General features: G+C 48.5%; 15 protein-coding genes. 4 read left to right on the top strand and 11 right to left on the bottom strand.

Annotated elements, in window-relative coordinates; translation table 11 throughout:
* Nucleotides 1–71: 71 nt before the first annotated feature.
* Nucleotides 72–1,988 carry a sigma-54-dependent Fis family transcriptional regulator gene (locus VRZ32_RS09880; RefSeq protein ID WP_414525564.1) on the top strand — a complete coding sequence of 639 codons (1,917 nt, stop codon included), beginning with the start codon at nucleotides 72–74 and terminating at the stop codon, nucleotides 1,986–1,988.
* A 21-nt stretch (nucleotides 1,989–2,009) separates the two neighbouring features.
* Here the strand turns inward: VRZ32_RS09880 and VRZ32_RS09875 are convergent, their stop codons facing one another.
* Both VRZ32_RS09875 and irrA read right to left on the bottom strand, forming a co-directional pair.
* Complete coding sequence (locus tag VRZ32_RS09875; RefSeq protein WP_414525563.1) at nucleotides 2,010–2,459, bottom strand: energy transducer TonB; 450 nt, start codon at nucleotides 2,457–2,459, stop codon at nucleotides 2,010–2,012.
* Nucleotides 2,459–2,932 carry an iron response transcriptional regulator IrrA gene (gene irrA / locus VRZ32_RS09870; protein WP_414526190.1) on the bottom strand — a complete coding sequence of 158 codons (474 nt, stop codon included), beginning with the start codon at nucleotides 2,930–2,932 and terminating at the stop codon, nucleotides 2,459–2,461. Before irrA ends, VRZ32_RS09875 begins: the two co-directional genes overlap by 1 nt.
* A gap of 1,447 nt (nucleotides 2,933–4,379) precedes the next feature.
* On the opposite strand from irrA, the gene VRZ32_RS09865 reads away from it, so the two are divergent.
* Complete coding sequence (locus tag VRZ32_RS09865; protein ID WP_414525562.1) at nucleotides 4,380–5,372, top strand: hypothetical protein; 993 nt, start codon at nucleotides 4,380–4,382, stop codon at nucleotides 5,370–5,372.
* Between the two features lie 204 nt (nucleotides 5,373–5,576).
* Here VRZ32_RS09865 and VRZ32_RS09860 read toward each other — a convergent pair whose 3' ends face one another.
* From VRZ32_RS09860 to VRZ32_RS09840, 5 genes are all read right to left on the bottom strand, one after another.
* Entirely contained in the window at nucleotides 5,577–6,443 is an 867-nt protein-coding gene (locus tag VRZ32_RS09860) for an FkbM family methyltransferase (RefSeq protein ID WP_414525561.1), read from the bottom strand.
* Nucleotides 6,412–7,806, bottom strand: coding sequence for an O-antigen ligase family protein (locus VRZ32_RS09855; RefSeq protein ID WP_414525560.1), 1,395 nt, complete (start codon nucleotides 7,804–7,806; stop codon nucleotides 6,412–6,414). Before VRZ32_RS09855 ends, VRZ32_RS09860 begins: the two co-directional genes overlap by 32 nt.
* On the bottom strand, nucleotides 7,803–8,687 hold the full coding sequence (locus tag VRZ32_RS09850; protein ID WP_414525559.1) for a WecB/TagA/CpsF family glycosyltransferase: 885 nt from the start codon (nucleotides 8,685–8,687) through the stop codon (nucleotides 7,803–7,805). The genes VRZ32_RS09855 and VRZ32_RS09850 overlap by 4 nt, the downstream gene beginning before the upstream one ends.
* Before the next feature lie 215 nt (nucleotides 8,688–8,902).
* The gene (locus tag VRZ32_RS09845) at nucleotides 8,903–9,673 is read right to left on the bottom strand and encodes a polysaccharide biosynthesis/export family protein (protein ID WP_414525558.1); all 771 of its coding nucleotides are present in this window, start codon (nucleotides 9,671–9,673) and stop codon (nucleotides 8,903–8,905) included.
* Nucleotides 9,664–11,796, bottom strand: coding sequence for a GumC family protein (locus tag VRZ32_RS09840; protein ID WP_414525557.1), 2,133 nt, complete (start codon nucleotides 11,794–11,796; stop codon nucleotides 9,664–9,666). The genes VRZ32_RS09845 and VRZ32_RS09840 overlap by 10 nt, the downstream gene beginning before the upstream one ends.
* A 938-nt stretch (nucleotides 11,797–12,734) precedes the next feature.
* Here VRZ32_RS09840 and repA point away from each other — a divergent pair.
* A complete protein-coding gene (gene repA / locus VRZ32_RS09835; protein ID WP_414525556.1) occupies nucleotides 12,735–13,961 on the top strand; it encodes a plasmid partitioning protein RepA in 1,227 nt (408 codons plus the stop codon).
* A 239-nt stretch (nucleotides 13,962–14,200) separates the two neighbouring features.
* Nucleotides 14,201–15,205, top strand: coding sequence for a plasmid partitioning protein RepB (gene repB / locus VRZ32_RS09830; protein WP_414525555.1), 1,005 nt, complete (start codon nucleotides 14,201–14,203; stop codon nucleotides 15,203–15,205).
* Between the two features lie 95 nt (nucleotides 15,206–15,300).
* Here the strand turns inward: repB and VRZ32_RS09825 are convergent, their stop codons facing one another.
* From VRZ32_RS09825 to VRZ32_RS09810, 4 genes are all read right to left on the bottom strand, one after another.
* Nucleotides 15,301–16,197 carry an alpha/beta hydrolase gene (locus VRZ32_RS09825; RefSeq protein ID WP_414525554.1) on the bottom strand — a complete coding sequence of 299 codons (897 nt, stop codon included), beginning with the start codon at nucleotides 16,195–16,197 and terminating at the stop codon, nucleotides 15,301–15,303.
* A gap of 385 nt (nucleotides 16,198–16,582) precedes the next feature.
* Complete coding sequence (locus VRZ32_RS09820; RefSeq protein ID WP_414525553.1) at nucleotides 16,583–17,845, bottom strand: hypothetical protein; 1,263 nt, start codon at nucleotides 17,843–17,845, stop codon at nucleotides 16,583–16,585.
* A 682-nt stretch (nucleotides 17,846–18,527) separates the two neighbouring features.
* Entirely contained in the window at nucleotides 18,528–19,514 is a 987-nt protein-coding gene (locus VRZ32_RS09815) for a hypothetical protein (RefSeq protein ID WP_414525552.1), read from the bottom strand.
* Between the two features lie 154 nt (nucleotides 19,515–19,668).
* Nucleotides 19,669–20,700 carry a peptidoglycan -binding protein gene (locus VRZ32_RS09810; protein WP_414525551.1) on the bottom strand — a complete coding sequence of 344 codons (1,032 nt, stop codon included), beginning with the start codon at nucleotides 20,698–20,700 and terminating at the stop codon, nucleotides 19,669–19,671.
* Nucleotides 20,701–20,702: the final 2 nt, after the last annotated feature.

The raw sequence follows: 20,702 nt of genomic DNA, 5'->3' as shown, positions 1-20,702 counted from the left end.
ATCCGGGTGTTGCATAATGCACCAAGAAGAGCGGCACACCTGCGGCAAATAACAACATCTGGGGAACGGCCATGACAACACGCATGACGGCAGCGGTGACCGCAGACGCCGTAACAGCAGCGCGTTTTCAGTTCTTCTCTCAACAAATCATTCCGGAAGCTCTGGTTTCCAAAACCATTCTCCAATCCTGGATGCGCTGTACCGAGCTAGGGTTGGATGCCACACGTGCGCCGGTTTACGAGACGCTTGACGAGCAGCAGCTGAACGAAACACGCGAAAAGCACCAGATGCTACGCCGCCTATGTCGTGGAGAGATGGATGCTTTGCGCCAGGAAGCTCAGACAACAGGCGGTATTGTTGTGTTGACGGATCCCACCGGTATGGTGCTTGATTCGGATGGCGATATGGAATTTGCCGGTAAGGCCGCAAGCATGGCACTGCGCGCCGGCGTGATGTGGAGCGAAGCCAGAATTGGCACAAACGCTGTTGGCACCGCACTGGTCGAACGCCGCCCGATCATGGTGCATGGCGGCGAACATTTTTGCGACCCGCATCGCGTACTGAGCTGTGCAGCGGCTCCGATTTTTAACCCTACTGGCGAAATCGTCGGCGCATTGGACCTCACAAGCCATGCTTCTGTCATGTCACGCCATGCGTTGTCATTAGTGCGACTTGTCATCGATCAGATCGAGCATCGCCAGTTTGATAGTGCTTTTGATGACCTTGATGTGCTGCGTTTTCATGCAGATCCTGCTCATCTGGGCACTGCGCGTGAGTGTATTCTGGTGTTTGAGGGCGACCAACTTGTCGCTGCCAACCGCCACGGGCTTAAAACCATTGCGCAGAGCTGGGAAGCTTTGAGGGACATTCGTTTCACTGATATTTTTGCGCACAAGCCAAATGCGCTGCATGATACCGATTCACTACAGTTTCATTCAGGTGAAGTGGTGCAATGTCGTCCGCGCGTGCGTGACACTGTTATTCCTGCAACAAGCATTCTTAATCCGCCCAAGAAACTTCTTGGAACGGAAACCACCGCCGCGAGAGGCCCCATTCCATGGCCCAAGCCAGCCTTTGACACAGAAACGCTCGTTAACATCGATAATGCGGCGCAGTTGATTGATGCTGATATTCCTTTGCTTATCATTGGCGAAACTGGGGCTGGCAAGGAAGCATTTGCACGCGCTGTGCATGCTGTCAGTAGCCGTGCTGATAAGCCATTTATTGCAGTAAACTGCGCTGCCCTGCCTGAAAGCCTGATCGAATCCGAGCTGTTTGGTTATGAAGATGGCGCCTTTACCGGAGCTCGGCGACACGGCGCCAAAGGGTTATTGCGTGAGGCAGATGGGGGTATTCTGTTTTTAGATGAAATTGGCGATATGCCATTTGCGTTGCAATCACGATTATTGCGTGTGCTGCAGGACAGGCAGATCATGCCATTGGGGGGCAGACGTGCCATTCCGATAGATATCCGCATTATCAGCGCGACACACCGCGATATCGCTGAGCAGTCGCATTCAGGACAGTTCCGACCCGACTTATATTACCGTATCGCCCAATTCACCATTGCGCTGAATCCTTTGCGGACAAGGACAGACAAGCCTCGGCTGGTGGATCAGTTATGGCAAGAAGTTGCATGCGGAGCGGGGCGCTTGCCTATTGAGATGCGGGATCGCCTTGCCGCCTATGATTGGCCTGGGAATTATCGCGAGCTTGTAAGCACTTTGCGAGCATTGGCAGCCCTTTGTGCGCCGGGAAAACCACCAATGCTCCAATGCCTGCCTCTTGCCCTTCGCGCCTTGCCTGGACCTGTATTGAGTGCTCCACCGATGTCTTCAGAACCAGGCTTGCTGGAACATCATACCCATGATGTCATGCGAACAGCGCTTGATGCGTGTGGGGGAAATATGTCAATGGCAGCACGGAAGCTCGGGATTAACCGCAGCACGCTTTATCGTCATCTCCAACGCATCGGACAGATGCAATAAACTGCAAGAGCTTTTGACGGCTTACTGTGCAGGCTGGGGATGCGTATCCGAAAGTGAAAAGCGTATTGGCAATGTCACCATCGCCTCTGTGGGCTTGCCATTACGGGATGCAGGCTCGAAATGCCAATGACTGATAGCCATTATGGCTGCCAGATCAAGCGAAACTACGGAGCTGCTCCGCGCTATGCTGATGTCCTCAGGCGCACCTGTGGCAGTTACCTTTAGCTTGACGAGCACAGTGCCCTCCTGCCCCGCTGCACGTGCCTCATTGGGATAAGCTGGCCAATGGCGCATCACATCACCTGCATAAGGGCGAGGTGGTATGAAATTATCTCCTGGCGGCGAAACTGCATTTACCTTGGGAACGGTCTGCGCATACGGACCAAGAGTTGCCCCAAGCACAATCAAGCACGCAAATCCAAACGAAGCGCTCCATCGAAGACGAAGCGCAACTTTATATATACGAGACATTATGCATCAACGCGCTGGCGAACAGATGCCTTGGCGCCCTTGCGTTTCAACCGCACGATGACTTCTACGGAAATAACCTCCGTACCTTCTGGCGCATCGGGAATCCCGGCCACGGAAATCAGCCCATCAGGAACATCAACCAGCGTCTGATCATCTTCCATAAAGAAGTGATGATGCTCGGTAACATTTGTATCGAAGTAGCTCTTGGTGCCATCGACAGCCAGTTGGCGTAGCAAGCCCGCATCACAGAATTGATGCAAGGTATTATAGACTGTAGCTAGTGACACACTGATTTTTGCATCACTGGCTTCTTCATAAAGCATCTCAGCAGTCAGGTGCCGGTGGCCACGACCAAATAACAGCCAACCCAACATAATTCGCTGACGTGTAGGACGCAGATTGGCAGCGCGCAGGATCTCCCGCACATCATGAAAGCCGCAACCAGTCTTCACAGGACTGGCAACGTTTTGCATGAGGGCGTGGGGATCGGTTTGAACCGGAACACCATTAAATATCATGGCACGGAATGGGCTGGACATGACGGCTCCTTAGCTCTCAGATGTCTTACAACAGACAATCACATGCAAGGCACTCTATTGAACCCATATCCGACAAATGTAAATCATTATCCGCATTCGTTTTATTATAATAATTCAAATATAGCTCAAGATTTTGTGACCATGATTGCACACTTTTAGCCTTCAGGACGGCTTCAGATTAGAAAGAATAGTTAGTTGAAGAGATGCATTAGAGAGAATTTCTCGCTGGGAATAAGTTGTCGTAATAGGTTGATAAGTGCATGAAAATTCAGGATTTATTCTCAAATTCACGTGTTTCCGTGTTCGCTATTCCCGTTTGTAAGGGGTATGCGTTAAAGCTGCATATGGATTGACGGATGTTAGATGTTATTAAAGAGCAAACCGCCACGGCAATGTTTTCCGTGACCGCTATTCCTATAAACGCATTCCGTATTTTGTCTTATTTTTCAGCAAGTTATTTCATTAACCGTATTGATCCACGCCTATCTTGAGCCCGTTAACGCCTTGGCAAGAAATTTCTCTGCCGCTGTTGTGTGAGGCCATAGGAGGGCGATTCTGTTCCAATCGCAAATTCTCGAGCAAGAAATCACCGCTTTTGAGGTCGATTTTGGAGGCTTTTGGGGCTTCTATTCCGAAATTTATTATTTAATTTCAATGATATATAGAATCACTGGGATACATTTTAACGTTGTTTTTTAAAACCATGCCGCGCCGAAGCTATTCAGCGGTTAAGGACGCAGCGTAACGCTGGATGATTATGTCTGAATGACAGGTTTCGGGGCTGATGTTCCCGCTTATCATGTTGTTTTTTATATATAATATGGAATCATTATTTTTCACCGAAAAGAGAAATTTTGCGAATCGTGTGCAGGTGAGTAACTGATTCCGTGACCGTAAATCCCAAAAAATATGTTATGTTTCAATTAGATATAATAATTACATTAAACTAGGAAGATTGAGCGGTGCATGCTGGCTTTGCTGAAGAGACTCTTTTGGGACTTAAGGATCATGATTAGGACTATGAGCGAATTTTTAAGCCCGATTGGCTTGGCTGAGGTCTCTAAGAATTATCTTTAATCTAATCCTTATAAAGAGTCGCATTCGCCATTTTGTTTAATTTCAATATGTTATATGGCGATAGCGTGACCACTATTCCCATCTTCCGTGACTGCGACTCCCATTGACGTGACCACCGTTCCCGTTTCCGGGGCTACCATTACGAGTGGCGTGACCAGCATTCCCGAGTTGTCCACCTGTTGAAAAATGCCCGATTCCGTGACCGCTATTCCCGTTTGCTTGACGGCTGGCGCGGTTAACGCCAATGCTTGTGAGATGAAACGACTTGGGTGTGGGTTATTGGTGTTGGGGCGCGGAGGAAGGCATGACTGAGGAACTCAGTGAAGTTGAGCGCAAGCGCCTTGAGCGCGACCGTCGCACGCGTCAGAATAGGCGTGGGCGACGTAATCCTGCGCCTGTGCCTGCGAAGTTGACGCGCACCTCTGCCTTTGCGCCTAAACGGCGTGGGATTATCGATTCGAATATCGAGCGCATTTTCTATGTCCCGGGCCAATCGGTGGTTCAGGTGCGGGGTGGCGAGCTTGGCAGTCTGCATCGGGATGTGATCTATGCGCTTTTTCGCTTGAAAGAGCGGATGACGACGCGGCGCATTCCTAATCCTGATGCGCCGCAGAATGGCACCTTGCAAGGAGTGCCATCGCATTTTGAGGTTATTGAGGTTGCAACCACCTGGCGCGAGCTGCTGAAAGCACAAGGGCTTACTCAGCATGTCAATAATCTGCTGACGCAAAAGCAGGTATTTCAGGATCTGCGTCAGGTCGTGATCACCATCTATGAGGGCAACCCTGATCAGATCATGGAGAAGTTGCATCGTGGCCGATTGGGTGGTCGCGGTATGATCACGGGTATTATCGATACTGTTGAATGGGATGGGGTGAACCTCGACAGCAAGGTGAAAGTGCGATTTGGACGTGGTGTGCTGGCTGCTTTCCGTACGAAAAACCTCGTATCGCTGAATGCAGAAGTGCAGTTTGCGCTTAAATCCGATTATGCCAAATCATTCTGGCCGTATATCGACTCCAAGCCGACACATCTTTTCGTTGATGAAACAATGCTGGCAAGTCTTATCGATCGGGAAGTTTATGGCGAGCAGGAGACCGATGCCACCCGTTCGCAATTCCGCAAGGATTGCCGCCAGGCATTTGATGACATGATCAAGGCTGGCGGCCTTAAGGAATGGACTATCGAGTTGATTGGAGCCGGTAAACGCAAGATGCGACGCTATCATTATAAACATGCTCTGCCCCGTAAAATTGAGCAGGAGCAAATAGAACTCCCCTTCACCCTGGCCGTTTAGGATGTACTGAGCGCCCTAATGGCCTGCAATGAAGGTTTCCTGCATGCTTAGGCGCATATGATGGGAAATAGCGTCTATTGACGCTATCTTTGCAGCTTCCACTGACGCGAAGTTCAACGCATCCTTATGCTAAATAAAAGCGCTATATTATTCAAAATCCAAGAGATGGCTCTGTTTTGGAACTTATCCCTTTATGTGTCCCGCTTAGCCGGCATTGCGTGCGGGATGGCGGGCTATGATATTGCCGAAAGTGTCGGGCATTGTTGTGAGGGGTTGGAAATGGCGGCCTTCCATTTTGAAAAATGCGTAACCTTGCGCTTCCAGTTCCTTCCAGGCGCCATCCAGCGGGCGGCCACTGCGCTTTAGTGTATCCGTGTTGATTTCGAAAATAACCGTTGGATGCCAGTTCATTAGTGTTCCGCGCGCCCCTGCGAGAACATTGGCCTCAAAACCTTCAACATCAATCTTGATGAGATCGACACGTGGTAATGCAAGCTCTGCTGCCAGTGTATCCAGCGTCGTGGTGGCGACTGTCTCGCCTTCCGTGGTAGTTGTATCAGCGATCAACGAAAAAGCTTGCGGATCATCACCAAGTGCGACGTGATGCAGCGTGGCCTCACCCTCTGCTTCTGCCAGCGCCTTGCCAATGACTGTCACCTGCTTGAACGGGTTGAGGGCGAGATTAGCAAGCAGTTGTGTGCGCGCTGCTGTGCCTGGCTCGACAGCAATCACATGGCCCTGGGGGCCAGCAAGACGGGCTGCCTTCAATGTATAGAGTCCGATATTAGCCCCAACATCAATCACATAGTCGCCTGGATGTACGAAGAGATCCAGCTCATGCAGCTCCGGCTCACTCCAGTCGCGCAGTAGAAATGTTGCGACCGAAGTATAACGCATGTCGGAAGGTACCGTGAGGCGTTCCCCCTGCGCTGTTAGCGTGAAAATAGGACTGGGACGTCCCAACTTGCCTGCAAGCAGATGACCGGTCCATGCCGCTGCACGGGTGAGGACAGTTAGGGGGGCCTCCTGGAAGGCAGGTTCAGAAACGAGCTTTTGGATGCGGCGGAGCATGAAAAATCACCTGCTGAGGAGGTTTGAAGTAAATGGAAGGACGAATGGCAGGCTCTTTGGGAGGAGAGCTGACAGTGGATGTGATAGGGGTAAAGCGAGCGAGATAGACAGCAATCGCTAATAAAGTTGCAAATTCTCCCGGCACAAACACAAGCGAGTAAACCGCAGACTGGATGAGCATGAAGAGAATATAGTCACTGATTGCCAGCGAAAACATTGCATGGTCTGTATTTGTCTGATCGTTGGCAATCTTGCGCGATAACCTGAAGCCCGAAATATAGAGCGTGAGAATTAATGCTGCGCCGATCAGCCCATACTCGAAAATGACGCCAATCCAGCCAATATCTGCCAAAAAGAAGTAAGCATTCCCCAGCACATCGGACATGGACACGCTCCCAAAGCGTGATGTCGTTCCCTTGCCTATGAGCCAATTGAGAGGATCGCTGCCAATGTAGCTGATCGCGGATTGAAGTGAGAGAAGACGCACTGTCAGTGAGCCGCCTAATGATCCAAGCAAAGTTTCCACTGGTGGGCGCATGAAGAGGTAAACGATGGCAATGACGATTGCTATCATAAGGAAAGCAACAACAAGACGCCGCCAGCGCGCGGGGGTAAGAATGAGGCTTGTAACCAGCGCTGCAGAGGCGATGCTTGTGCGTTGCTTGAAAACCATCACCAAAATAACGAAACAAGACACAACCGCCAACGCAACCCATAGTTCACGCTGCACTGACAGTCGGCGGACGAGATAGAACAGGAATAGCATGCCAAAAAACATTGGCATATAAATGCGATAACCACGTTCGACATCGAAAAGCAGAAATTTGGCATTGACCGCATCTGTCGAATACCAGCTTGAGGGTAAAGCAATCCACAAAACCGGCATCAAGAGCATAGTTGCGGCCCCCAGCGCCAACACGCTGCGACCAAGTTGGCGGGGCGAAGGCTTCAAGAGTGTCAGAAGTGCCAGAAAGGCAAAATAATAGGTGAACGGCCAGATCTTGACCGTGGTCAGCATGGCATCCACAATTCCCCCGCTGAACTGGATGATTGCCATGATCGGGGTGATACCAATTGTGAAAGTGAGAAGCAGCAGAAATTGTGCTCTTAACGGTACACTATCGCCCAATATGCCACGCACGGTCAGCAATGCGACAAAAACCGGCCATCCCTTTGAAAGATAATAAAGGGCTGGCCACTGGACCATGTAATAAAAGCTCTGGCCAAAAAATGGCAAAGTTAGCAATAGAATAGCAGTGATTGCTGCCCGATGGATACTGCTCGTTTGCGGTGGCATCTGAGCGTGGAATTGCAGTGCTATACCTCGCCTGGGGGGCTCTATCGGCGATGCGGATGAGGTCATGCGGAATCCCTACCATCGATATCGTGTTGCTTGCTATCAGCGGATATCAATCTTTGCCTGGAAAAGGCATCTCGCATAACCATCGGAATGACAGGCACGGAATCTACAAAAAGTCGGCGCACAAAGCGGCGCGGATTACTTAAAACTCTGTGGAGCCATTCAAGCCCTAATCGCCGGAAAATAACAGGCGCACGTGTGGTAATGCCCGTGATAAATAACAACGACCCACCAATGCACAGACCTACACCCGTAATACCCCGCTCTTGCGATAGACGCTGTGCCAGATATTCCGACTGCGGGGCGCCTGTTGCCAGAAATATAAAACGGGCTGGGTGTGCGCGCACAAAGTCAACACAGGCCGCGACTGCTTCCTGATTGTTGATGTAGCCCATAGGTGGTGCATGTAATGATAGCCGCGTGAGATGGAATTGTGCGCGCAAGCGCCTTTCAAGCTCAGCATCGCCGCCAATCACTGTGATGGTATCATTGGGCTTGATAACATTGGCAAATAGCCATGCTGTGAGATCGCTTCCTGCAGCTAAAGGCAATCTCAGGCCGTGAAAAAGACGTGCCAGCAACCGCACAACCTGACTATCAGACAAACGAAGCCATGCATGATTGTACGCATCTGTGAGACGACCGGGGCTTTTAGCCATAGGATAGGATTGTGTAGCCCGGGCAAGAGCCTTCCGTTCCCTGTCGAGTAATACAAAATGCTGTGCGTTTGGTGTGACAATGTAGGCAAACGGAGCCCCCGGTGGGCGCGCTGCGATCATGGCACCGGCGGCAGCCGTATCAAGGTCCGCAAGGTCTAATCCGAGGAAGTGAATGCTGGCAACAGGGCTGTCGCAATGCGCTATAGCTGTATTCGCTTCCTGCATAGCATGCTCTCCTGCCTCTGCCGTCTCAGGATGTATTGATCGTTGCGCCTGGATAACCTGCAGATAATTGTATGCTGCAGGCCATATGTGCACCTAACAATATGCTTCTTTAGTTTTGCCATTCCAGATTAACGCAAACCTTCGCTTATCCATGATGTCAGGTTACGCGAGTGTGTCCGGTTGGTCTATGTTTTTGAAGAAGCAAGATATTGCAATCACGGCACAAAACCACCGGTGCTGGTGCGGTAAGCACCCAATGTATAGTTGAACGATCGCTGGAATGGCACGACCTTGTTAATGAACTGATCGACCCACAGGTTAACCTCCGAAATGGAGCTACGTGGTACATAAAGAACGTCGCCCGGCTGCAATGCCACGTCGTTGGTGCGTCCCGTTTCAATCGTATCGCGGATATTGAGTGTGCGTAGCATCGGCTCACCCTTTGCGCTACGGCGGATTATGGCAATTTGACCAAGACGTGCATCATCGCTGAAGCCACCAGCCAACAACACTGCTTGTAAGGCGCTAAGACGCAGATCAGTCAGACTCATTGGTCCGGGATTATGCACTGCGCCCCCGATATAGATGCGGGAAGAAATCGCTTCTTCAAGTGATACAACAACCTGCTGATCGGTGATATTGCGCCGTGCTGCAACGCGGATAGCCTTTTCAATTTCAGTCAATGAACGCCCTTCAACGCGTACCTGCCCGGTTGCGCGTAGCCCGATGTGGCCATCAGGCGAGACGGTGACATTTTCGTCCATATCCTGGGTGAGCAGAAACTTGACTTTCAGCTTATCGCCCGGTCCAACACGGTAAACAGGCGTTTCCGCCTCGCTCCACTCCACAAAGCGATTGGCATTGACCTCGGTAAAGCTGAGGTTCTGACCGGTGGTTAGCGCTTTTTCATTGCGGCCCTCCGCAGCACACCCGGCAAGCAGGGTTACAGCAGCGAAAATACCCACGTGCTTCAGCATCATAACCATCGGTAGATCCATTCCGGAAGGTAGAATTTTCTTCCCGTGAAGACAAAGCCGGCGATGCCACCGCCAGCGTCGAAAATATTGTCACGTGTCCAGGTAGCTACAGGGCTACGTGAATGCTCTGCACGGATCACAAGAACGCTTGCATCAACCGCTGCCGCGAACCGCCGTGCCAGATGAATGGAGGAAGCTGGATAGCTTATAAGGACCACATCATAGTTATCGCGCAGTTGGAGGATGGTTTCTCGTGCTTGCTCGCTTGAACTGCGCAGGTCAATCAGCGGCGAATCCTCATTAACCGATGCAATATCGAGCCCTGGCGTACTGGTTTTCGTGACCAGGATTCCGTTGCGTTCAAGCACCTCATGCGTGCTGATCCGCTCAAGCGCATTTGTTATGGATAGGCCAATAACGAGTGTGCGCAATTTACGGCCAGCGCTTAATTCCATCGCCAAAGCTTTTGTGAGCGAGGCTTTATCTTCTGGCGCGCTTACATCCACAAGCTGTAACGATGATATGGGCCGACCGATGATGCGAATATCCATCAAGCGTGCCACGAGAGACAGCATGGTCTGGTGGTTCGCGAGTCCATCAAAATCATCGGGATCATTCGAGAAGGCTGCGAGAGCCGGCAGCCCCAGGGTGCGTTCAGCATCTTCCTGGCGGATAAAGCCAGGCCGCAACTCTGACGCAATGACACCAGCCGCCGCACCTGAAAGAATACCAGCTAACAGGCCTGCAGAAAGGAAAGCCAGCGCCAGATTTCGGGGCACAATATCATCGCGCCCGCTCTGAATGATGCGTACATTTGAGGCACGCACACTTGAGGCCGCTTCCTCAATCCGTGCCGCTTCTGCGCGTTTTACATATTCTCGATGCGCCTCAGTCAATACCGCACGTTCGCGCTGCAACACGCGCAGGCGGCCTTCGGCATCCCGTAGCACACCAATGCGCTCATCGGCCCGTTTTTTCTGCTCCTCAAGCTCCTTTATCTGCTGATCGAGGGCATCCTCCTCCACCTGCAAGCTAAGGATCATATTGCTCAGGAATGCCACGGACGGATTACGCACATCCCGCTCGGTTGTTGCGGTGCGATCCTGGGGATTTTTGACAGCGTCAAGCACCACTTTGATCTTCGCGTCGATCTCTTTAATGCGCGGATGATTGGGCGCGTACTGGCTGATCAATGTTTGCCGTTCGGTTCGTAGCCGTACCAGCAAATCGCCGACATCACCATCAAGGGATGCTTCGTTACTGCGTTGGCGAAAATCGAATACGGTTTCGCTTAACCGCTTCTGTTGTTCGCGTGCCTGCAGCAACTGTCCATCCACAGCCCGTCGACGTTCATGCACTTGCCGCCAGCGTTGCAGAATACTGTCTGCTTGATTGGCAGCCAGGGTTAAATCCTGTGCGATTTCAATAATGTTGGCGCTTGCCATCTCCGCCCGAATGGTCGCATCTGTTTCGCGCAATCGTGCTTCTAGCTGCTCAACCTGAGAGACAAGTATCTTTGACGTAGGGTTGTCGAAAAGCACCTTTCGTCGCGCCAGATAGTTACGGATCAACGCATCTGTTGTTTCCGCTGCAATATTGCGATCAGGATTGGTGAAGCTGACCAGCACCACATTCGATCCTTGCTGAACGCTGGCGCGCAATTGTTTGCGAAACCGTTCCAGTTCCTGGTCGTTATTAGGACGTGTATCGCGCCAGAGCGTGTCAGCTATTGTGCCGAGCAGTGAAGGTGGAAAAAGCCTTTCCTCGCCAACTTCAGCAATAGTCGCACGGATTACTTCTGCACTTTCGAGTATAAGTACTTCGGCTTCAACGGATTTCAAACCCTCGATCGACAGTACGGCAGGGCCGGAATCGGTTACGTTCTGGGCTGTTGAATAATCGCGGTTGACCAGCACCATCAACAGACCACTTGAAGTGTATTGTACCTGTGTTGCGAGGGCGAGCAGAATGCCCATTACAAATGGTATAAGGGCTGCAATGATAATGACACGACGGTGATAGAAGGCTGAAACAAGCAGATCCCGGATGGTAAAGGTGCGCGTAACCCCTGCTGTGGGCGCAGCGGCAGTCTGGTCGGCCTTGTTGCCGTCTCGGGATGTCGCAATCACCACTTTGCAGAACCTTCTATAGGACACATTGTTACTCAGTCAACTTTCTTCGCAACGCTTAATGCACGTGAACAAAAATCATTGTCTTGCCGATTATTACCATGTACTTTGTTATTCTTGTTTATTCTATTATTTCAGCGTCTATAAAAGCACGAAGACTTAATATTAATCGCACTCTCATTTTTATTTAATTTAGCAAGTCAACTTTTGCGGACGGTCACCATTTGTTTACCATGATCTTGGAATCACAGCACAGTCATGCAAGGATGCTTGTGACGTCTTTGGCATTGTTTCCACAAGAAATGTCGCCATTATTCGGCGCTGATGTCATATTTGTGCGCGCATATTTAGCTATTCGAGGAGGGGGTCTGTCTTGTGGGTATCTGGGCTCGGGGCCTGTTAATTCTCTTGTAGTGACAGCGTAATAACCAGGATATGTGCGGAAAATTACGCAGAGCGGGTTATATTTCCGGACAAGTAACTTGATGTGGCAAATCACAGGTCAGGACGTTGTCCGAAGGATGGTGTTCATCCGCTCAATGCCATTTCTTATTATCTTAGACTTTCCAATTGATGGACGATGCCATTGCAAGTTCATTAATGGGTTCTGAGCCTAACGTGTTGAGCGTGCCTTAAGCGCGAGCATGTTGAAAAGCTGCTTGCCCTTTCGTCTGCGCGCAAACATTCTTGCTCATATTGTAGGTGTGGGCTGCTTACGATTTATGGCCCCTCGCGGGGCAGGCTTTATGTGCCTACATGATGCGCAATCTCAGCCCACGAAGTGCCCAGGTTTTCTTTTTGCATATAACAAAAAGCGTGATCACGGATATAGCCTCGCGCTTTACCTTTATTGATGTCAGGCATCTTGCGTGATCAGGTTGTTCTGCTATGATCACGGATAGTTTGCGGATGCTGGCATTTATCCGTGATGGTGGATTATAATGACAACGCTTGAATCGGATCGCGGCCCTGCGTCGACAGCTATTGATGTGATTATTGGTGAGCACGCAGAGCTGCTGAGCAGTCAACTGCAAGCTATGAGCGAAGCGCTTTTTCCGCCAACATCGCGCAAAACATTGCGTCGCTTTACTTCTGGAGAGGCGGCGCGACTGATTGGTGTTTCCGATTCAACATTGCGCAAAATGTCATTGGCGGATGAAGGGCCAAAGCCTGAAGTGTCGAATAATGGGCGCAGGCATTATTCGTTAGGGCAAATCAATGAGTTGCGGGAACTGCTTGCGTCTAGTGTGCGTGGGCGTGATTTGAACGCGCTATTGCCTCGTCGCAAGAATGGTGAGCATTTGCAGGTTCTTGCGGTAACAAATTTCAAGGGCGGTTCTGGTAAAACCACAACGACTGCGCATTTGGCGCAGTACTTGGCGCTACATGGGTATCGTGTTCTGGCCGTGGATCTTGATCCGCAGGCGAGTTTGTCGGCACTACTTGGTATTATGCCGGAGATTGATGTAAAGGCGAATGATACCTTGTATGCGGCCATTCGCTATGACGACAAGGTTCGGCCTCTGCGTGATGTTGTGCGAAAGACGCATTTCGATGGGCTTGACCTTGTGCCGGGCAATCTTGAGCTGATGGAATTTGAGCACGATACGCCGCGCGCCTTAGCTGCGGGCGCTAACAGTGCACATGGTATTTTCTATACTCGGATTGCGCGCGCTTTGGATGATGTGGCTGATGATTATGATATCGTCGTGATCGATTGCCCGCCGCATCTTGGCTTTCTGACGCTTAGCGGCCTATGCGCAGCGACGGGGATGATCATCACCGTGCATCCGCAGATGCTCGATATCGCTTCTATGAGCCAGTTTCTGCTGATGATGCATGATTTGCTGAGTGTTGTGCGAGGTGTTGGCGCTTCGCTGGATTATAATTTTATCCGTTATCTCATCACCCGATATGAGCCGCAGGATGGGCCTCAAACCAAGGTGGTAGCGCTGTTGCGCAATCTTTTTGGTGATCATGTGCTGACAAATCCCATGGTAAAATCGGCAGCGGTGTCTGATGCGGGGCTAACAAAACAGACGCTTTATGAAATCGGACGCGAGAACCTCACGCGTTCCACGTATGACCGCGCTATGGAAGCATTGGATGCGGTGAATGGTGAAGTTGCACGTTTAATAGCAGACGCTTGGGGGCGGAAGGCATATTGATTTGCCCATGCGTGTTGCTGATGGAGATTTGTGGGACTGGATGCGCAAAAAGCCATGCATTCGCTTTAACCCGCACCCATTCCTTTAATTCAGCTTGCCTCACGGATTGGTGTGCAGCTTCGATTGTAAATTTTGAACTGCATGTACTGTTTTAGTTTAAAGAGTATGGCGCATTGTGGAGATGTTGGGAGCTCCCAACAATCATGATGCATTTAGATTGGGCATAAAGGGCGTTCTTCATGAGCCGTAAGGATACGATCACCGCGCTTTTCACGCAAAAGAAAGTGACAACGCCAGTGCAAGCTGCGGAGCCTGAGCGCGAGCGTATCAAAAGTGGAGCTGTATCGGCCATGGGTGCGTCGCTGCAGCAGCTGACAGAGGGTGCACGCAATGCCGCGAGGCTGCAAGATCAGATCGAGGAGGGGACGCTTATCGTCAATCTTGATCCAGATTTGATTGATAGCGGTATGGTAGCGGATCGATTGCACTCTGTAATTGATCCATCGTTTGATGCATTGGTTGCTAGCATCAGCGCCAGCGGCCAGCAGGTACCAATCCTCGTGCGACCTTTGTCGCAAGCTCCTGCTCGGTATCAGGTAGCGTATGGCCATCGTCGTTTACGGGCGGCACAGCATCTGGGTATTGCGGTTAAAGCAATTGTACGGCCATTAACCGACGCTGAAATGGTTGTCGCTCAAGGTAAGGAAAACCTTGAGCGGCGCGATCTCTCTTATATTGAAAAGGCGATTTTCGCGCGCCGGTTAGAGGATATTGGCTTTGAGCGCAACACCATTATGGCAGCGCTTTCAACCGATAAGGCTGATCTCAGTCGATATATATCTGTTGCCCGGCTTATTCCCGATGAGTTGGCGCAAGCGATTGGCCCTGCTGATCGTATTGGGCGCGCGCGTTGGTTAGTGCTGGCGGAAAATTTAAAGCGTCCCGATGCACCGCAGCGGCTTAGAGCAGTGCTGGAAAGCGATGCATTTCGAAAGGCGGATAGCAATAGTCGCTTTGCAAAGGTCTTTGCTTCACTCGCAGATAAGGTGCCACCAGAGAAATCTGTCGCACGTATATGGCGCGATCCAGCGGGCAGGGCGATTGCTCGCAGCGAAGTGCGCAAGGATCGTACGACATTCGTGATTGATGAAGCCATTGCACCAGAATTTGGCGCTTATCTCGCTGATGAGATGGGCATGCTCTACGAGAAATATTTGCAGGAACGCGCAAAAAGCACGCTTTAATAACATTTTTGATATTAAATAACCTATTGATATAAAATAAAATATTTTAAGATACGGAATCTAATTATGCGTTAGGTTCTTTCTCTTGGATGTGTTTATGGTACATTATGTAGCGCAGCCGCCCCTGCCCAGAGCGCCATACGTAAGCCATGACTAATTCCGACCAATGCGGAAGAAGAATGGTCTTCGCCTAGGAGTTCTTCGAAGCGTACGATAAGGCGGTTTGGGCCCATGTCTTTAGTTGTATGCACGAGATTTGATGCCATATTTCTTGCTTTATCTCGCATGGCGCGTTCAGACCGCATGGCAATGATGCGTTCGATGTCAGGCAAAGATGACTGCCATGGTGCAATTGATTGCTCGAATTCGCCAACAGTGATCAATACGCGTCGCGGAGACGCATCAATGAAACGGGCAGGTAGGTGTTCGATTTGTTCCAACAGCCATGCTTCATCCGACCATATTGACGGACTGATTGCGATATAGCTTTCAAACGATTGTGGATGCTCCAAAAGACGCGACAGCACGAAACAACCACCGAGTGAGTGGCCAATCAGCGATTGACGTGCAAGGTTCAGGGGCGCTTCATTGGCTGCGAGCGGCCTAACGATTTCATCGATAAACCGGGCAAAAAAAGCTGACCCACCAGTTGTATGTGCTGATCTTGAAGTGCGCTGTGCGACATTGGTATCTGAGCGGGTAAAATCGTAGATACGCCGTTCTTCATCATATGCTCCTGACGTATCGTATCCGATGCCTACAATGACAGCTGGCTCAATTCCAGTGGAGCCAGTGCGCCGGGATCGCATGCGCAATGATTCTACGGTGGTCAGAAATGTTGCATTGGCATCAAGAAGAAAGATGGCTGGATAACCATCTGGTGGAGGGGGTTCTTCTGGCAATGCAATCAAGATACGATAGATGCATCCATCGACGGGGGAGCGCGTATAGTGTAGCTTGCTACGCGGTAAAATGAGGGGCGTTGGTTCCATGCAAAAAAGTATAGCACTAGCAGCATGAAACTAGGCAATCCATATTATTATTGAGCCCTCGGCACTCCTCAACGCAACTTGGAGGGCTATTTATCAAGCCAGATTGTTGCAGATGATCTGACCTGTATGGAAATCCAGTTGAAGGGCGTTAAATGTAATATGGCTACCTTTTTTTACAACAAGTTGCAGAAGATCATTACCACGAGGCCAGCAACAGAATCTGTGGCTCATGAAGAATTGAAGCGGGGGAGAGCTATTTCGGCAGATGGCGCAAGGCAAGCAAAGCAGAAAAGTTGCCTGAAAGGCACCTGTTTCTAGCTTATTTGAAACGCGGGAAATGTATTTATGTCCTCATGGTCCTGCGTTTCAAATTATTGATGAAGAATTATTTGCTAACATGTTTAGCTTGTTGCGCAATTTCTTCGGTGATGCCGTTCGAGGTTCGCACTGTTATGGGGTAATCTTTTAGTTTCTCATAAGAAAAGGGTCTATTAACGCACTCTATTCTTGAAATACGCTGCGGCTTATACGTAGTTTTTGAGGTAATTTCTGGAGCACCTGAAAAAGTACTTGAAAAAATATCTCGAGATAAAATATCAAAAGCTTTTTCACATAAATTTTCATCCTCTGGAAGCATTACGCTGCCCTCTTCCGCCGCAACCCATACATTATTATCGTCAACAAATTCAATTCTCTGTACTTCAGTGTGAGTATTATGGAATTTTATCTTAGAAGGTTTCAATGAAGAAAGAATCTTTTCTTGATATGCTTCTCTTGTGGCTTCTATTGAGGAAAAAAGCCCTTTATTTTCTTTGTACTCGATATTAGCTTTTTCTCGTTTTTCAAGAATTAGCCTTTTTATTTCTTTATCCTCTAGATCTTCATAATTATCAGGTTTTTTTATTATTTGACTATCTAGCAATAGCCTGTGCGGCTCTAGGTATTCCATGAGATCAGCATAATGAATGCACTCATCTCTATTGTCAATTATTGTATTTTTATTGATAATTTTTCTATCATTATATCTCTTATGACGATTATCTACATATTCTCCCGGTAAATAAACATCATCAATGTTCATTTTGTTTATCTCTTTTATGATTATATTTTTGCAACAATGATCTTCACAGACTTCCAAGTGCGTCAACAAAGCAAGAGCTCTTTCAGTTTCAGGATATAACAAATGCGCCCAATTATTATCCAGCTTTTTTGTGTACGCCTCGAAATATTTTAGTAATTTGAGGGAGTTATCTGAGTATTTCTCTTCCTCTGTCGTAGAGTTTTCTTCCGCTATCGTAGAAAACGATAATTCTTTCAATAGTTCAGAGGAGAAGCCCACAGCACCTATCAGAACGCATGCCAAACCGCCAACGGGCACAATAACTATTATTGCGGCAGCTTGAGCGGAAAATGTTGCGCCATACCATATACGTTCCGGTAATGAGCAAGCGTTGTTAAGAGAACGCATATCATTGATGCTGCAATTTATTTTTGCGAAGTAAGGATTTAACAAGCAATCGAAAGTGTTAAAAAAATAATCTTTTGATGCGTCACAAGCCTTTGTAAGCACAGATCTCTTATCATCCGGGGTGCAGAGTATATGCGTAACAGGGAATGTATTTGTTGGCTTTTTCAAAATTCCCGGCATGATACTTGGTTCCATTTTTGTAATGCATGGACGCATTAGGTTAAAGACGATTGCTTTAGTATTTTAGCATGCTGCAAAACACTAAGAAGGCATTGTATATTATGGTTAAATCTTACGCTCAGAATTAAACGTTTGTCATTTCAGCCGAGCAACGTCAATACCTGTTCACAATATTGTTGTTAATCCACATTTAATGCGATAGTTTTTGCACAGGATCGATTGTATTTGTGCATAAAAGTGAGAGTGTTAGCAAACTCGATTGCAAAAAGGCGCTGTGGCGCTCTTCAAATAATTGGCTGAAAATGCATCGTGGTATTGTGGATTTTTGAAATGCACCAGCTAAGAGCAATATATGCCTGTACCAGATTGAGGGTTGCTGTTGCATTCTGTGTGCAATACTTAAAATATATAATGTATCTAGATAAATTTAATTAATGTATTTTATTATTTCAGAAAATAAGCGTCTTCTAAAAATAAATATGTCCTGCTAATCGCCAAGCACGTAAAAGGCGATTGCAGGGAGATGACTGATTGTGCGCAAATATTGCATCCATCATATCGCACAAGCATAAAGAAGAGATACGTTATATTATAAAAATATTTCTTTCATAATATAACGTATAATTTATAATAAATTTAATTTATGATTTCTCGTTCACTCATCTATAGAAATATTTACTTCCTAATGTGAATTGTCTTTTAATTTCTCAGTGATTTTTGTTGTAACGTCTATAGAAACGTCTTCTTTCTGAATGATTATTGTTTCAATGCCTTCAGACAGCGTCAATTTTTTGGATGATTTTTGATTCTTTGTGCCTGTATTCTCTGAATAAGCAAGGTTATATTTTTTGTTTAGTTGGTCAATTTTGTCCAATTGTGTGGTTATGATTACCATATCATCATCATCATGAATCTTTTCTCGTTCAGATGGTCCCATTTCCCGGTATTTTTTTACTAGGAACCTGGCATATTCTTTGTCGGCATCAGGAGTTTGTGATGCCTCATGTCTGCGCATATTATCTAGAGTATTTATAGATTCATATCCTTCTGCGACCAGATCTGACAATGCCGTGTTCTCAATAACGAATAGTATTTTTATTTCTTCGTTATGGTTACTGCCAGCAATTGCTTGATTGAGGCGGTATAATAAATCTTGCCCTTTTGGTGTGAGCGGCTGATGTGCGCTTTCACGGTTTGTGATCAAGTCAGTGTAAAAGCGATCAAGCTTTTCCAGACGTTCTGTCTTCGGAAAATTAGACGGATATTTATTAAATGCGGATGATGATAGCGCATGTATAACTGCAATGGGTGCACCTAGAATGCCTACAGCAAGGCTTAATGCTGCACCCAGAGGGCTGACGATAAGAGCTCCAATTGCTTTAACAGCGAATTGAGTGCCATTCCAAATGCGCCCGGGGAGCGAATGAGTTTTATCAAGATTGCGGACGTTGTCGAGGTTCTTCCCCGCGCTCACAAAGTAAGGGCGCAACGTGATATTGACTGTAGCGAAAAAAGGCGATGGGGATGCTTTACAGATCTTCGACCATGCATTCACGCCAAACTCTTTCTTTATGGTATGAATGCTTTTGTTATGAGAGATTTCGGAATAAGAATTCTCAAATCCATTAGACGGAGAATTTCCTGGTAGTTTAATAATGCTCTTCATCATAATTAAGAACCTCACTGATTGCAGTGATCTATCAATGTTATAAAAATTTAATATTATAGTTGCTTGCAATTTACTCTTTTAATTGAGCCATATTAATTATCAAAAGTCAATTTGTTTATTTCAGTTTGTTTCTTTTGACTTTAACAGAGGAATTCTATCTCTCCGTCAATTTTAGCTCAATCCGACGGTTTCTGCGGTAAGCATCGTCTGTTTCCGCGAGATCAAGCGGCTGATACTCAGCAAATCCAGCTGCGAGGAGGCGTTGTGGCGCTATTCCGCGCGATTGCAGAAACCGTACTACTGCAATTGCACGCGCAGATGAGAGCTCCCAATTGGAGCGAAATGCGCCCGCGCCTGATAGGGGGCGACGGTCAGTATGGCCATCTACACGAAGCACCCAGGGTATATCAGGCGGGATTTCTTCAGTGAGTTCACGCAATGCTTCTGCCACTTTATCAAGTTCTCGCTGTCCCTCTGGCAGCAGTTCTGCGGCGCCGGTGTCAAAAAACACTTCGGATTGGAAAACAAAGCGGTCTCCAACAACGCGGATATCCTGTCGGTCACCCAATATCTGCCGCAAACGTCCGAAGAAATCTGATCGGTAGCGCGCAAGTTCTTGTACTCGCTGCGCCAACGCAACATTGAGGCGGTTGCCGAGATCTGCAATTCGAGTTTGTGATTCTCGATCGCGGGCCTCCGAGGCAGCCAGCGCATCTTCAAGTGCGGCTAATTGTCGACGAAGTGCTGCCAGTTGCTGATTCAGCAGCTCTACCTGCGCCAATGCGCGTGATGAGACATCTCGTTCGCTTTGCAATTCGCTAGAAAGGCGCCCCACTTCGCCTGTTGCGGATGCTGTGGCCTGTGCGTCGGCATTGAGTAACCCCAGTAATCTTGATTTCTCGGTTTCAGCTGTTTGTAAAGTTGTTTGCAGCGTGGCCAGATTGTCTTCAAGGCTTTTGTTATCAGCGCGGGTTAGGGCCAGCAGATCAGTCAATTCTGCGATTTGTTGATTGAGGCGACGTAAAGCTTCATCCTTTCCAGTGAGTTCCTGGGAAAGGAAAAACTGGGATAGTACGAATACCGACAATAGAAATACGATCGAGAGCACCAGCGTCGATAAAGCATCGACAAAACCTGGCCAGTAATCAATGCGCCGGCCTTCCCGGCGGGAGCGGGAGAGAGCCATAG

The sequence above is a fragment of the Pseudochelatococcus sp. G4_1912 genome (assembly GCF_047501465.1).
Taxonomy (GTDB): Bacteria; Pseudomonadota; Alphaproteobacteria; order Rhizobiales; family Beijerinckiaceae; genus Pseudochelatococcus.
This window is presented reverse-complemented; position numbering and strand designations above follow the sequence as displayed.

Coding starts and splice junctions, on each gene's coding strand:
- VRZ32_RS09810 (WP_414525551.1), bottom strand. CDS start 20,700: ATGGCTCTCTCCCGCTCCCGCCGGGAAGGCCGGCGCATTGATTACTGG.
- VRZ32_RS09845 (WP_414525558.1), bottom strand. CDS start 9,673: ATGGTTATGATGCTGAAGCACGTGGGTATTTTCGCTGCTGTAACCCTG.
- irrA (WP_414526190.1), bottom strand. CDS start 2,932: ATGCAAAACGTTGCCAGTCCTGTGAAGACTGGTTGCGGCTTTCATGAT.
- VRZ32_RS09820 (WP_414525553.1), bottom strand. CDS start 17,845: ATGCCGGGAATTTTGAAAAAGCCAACAAATACATTCCCTGTTACGCAT.
- VRZ32_RS09850 (WP_414525559.1), bottom strand. CDS start 8,687: ATGCAGGAAGCGAATACAGCTATAGCGCATTGCGACAGCCCTGTTGCC.
- VRZ32_RS09860 (WP_414525561.1), bottom strand. CDS start 6,443: ATGCTCCGCCGCATCCAAAAGCTCGTTTCTGAACCTGCCTTCCAGGAG.
- VRZ32_RS09880 (WP_414525564.1), top strand. CDS start 72: ATGACAACACGCATGACGGCAGCGGTGACCGCAGACGCCGTAACAGCA.
- VRZ32_RS09855 (WP_414525560.1), bottom strand. CDS start 7,806: ATGACCTCATCCGCATCGCCGATAGAGCCCCCCAGGCGAGGTATAGCA.
- VRZ32_RS09815 (WP_414525552.1), bottom strand. CDS start 19,514: ATGATGAAGAGCATTATTAAACTACCAGGAAATTCTCCGTCTAATGGA.
- repA (WP_414525556.1), top strand. CDS start 12,735: ATGACAACGCTTGAATCGGATCGCGGCCCTGCGTCGACAGCTATTGAT.
- VRZ32_RS09875 (WP_414525563.1), bottom strand. CDS start 2,459: ATGTCTCGTATATATAAAGTTGCGCTTCGTCTTCGATGGAGCGCTTCG.
- repB (WP_414525555.1), top strand. CDS start 14,201: ATGAGCCGTAAGGATACGATCACCGCGCTTTTCACGCAAAAGAAAGTG.
- VRZ32_RS09825 (WP_414525554.1), bottom strand. CDS start 16,197: ATGGAACCAACGCCCCTCATTTTACCGCGTAGCAAGCTACACTATACG.
- VRZ32_RS09865 (WP_414525562.1), top strand. CDS start 4,380: ATGACTGAGGAACTCAGTGAAGTTGAGCGCAAGCGCCTTGAGCGCGAC.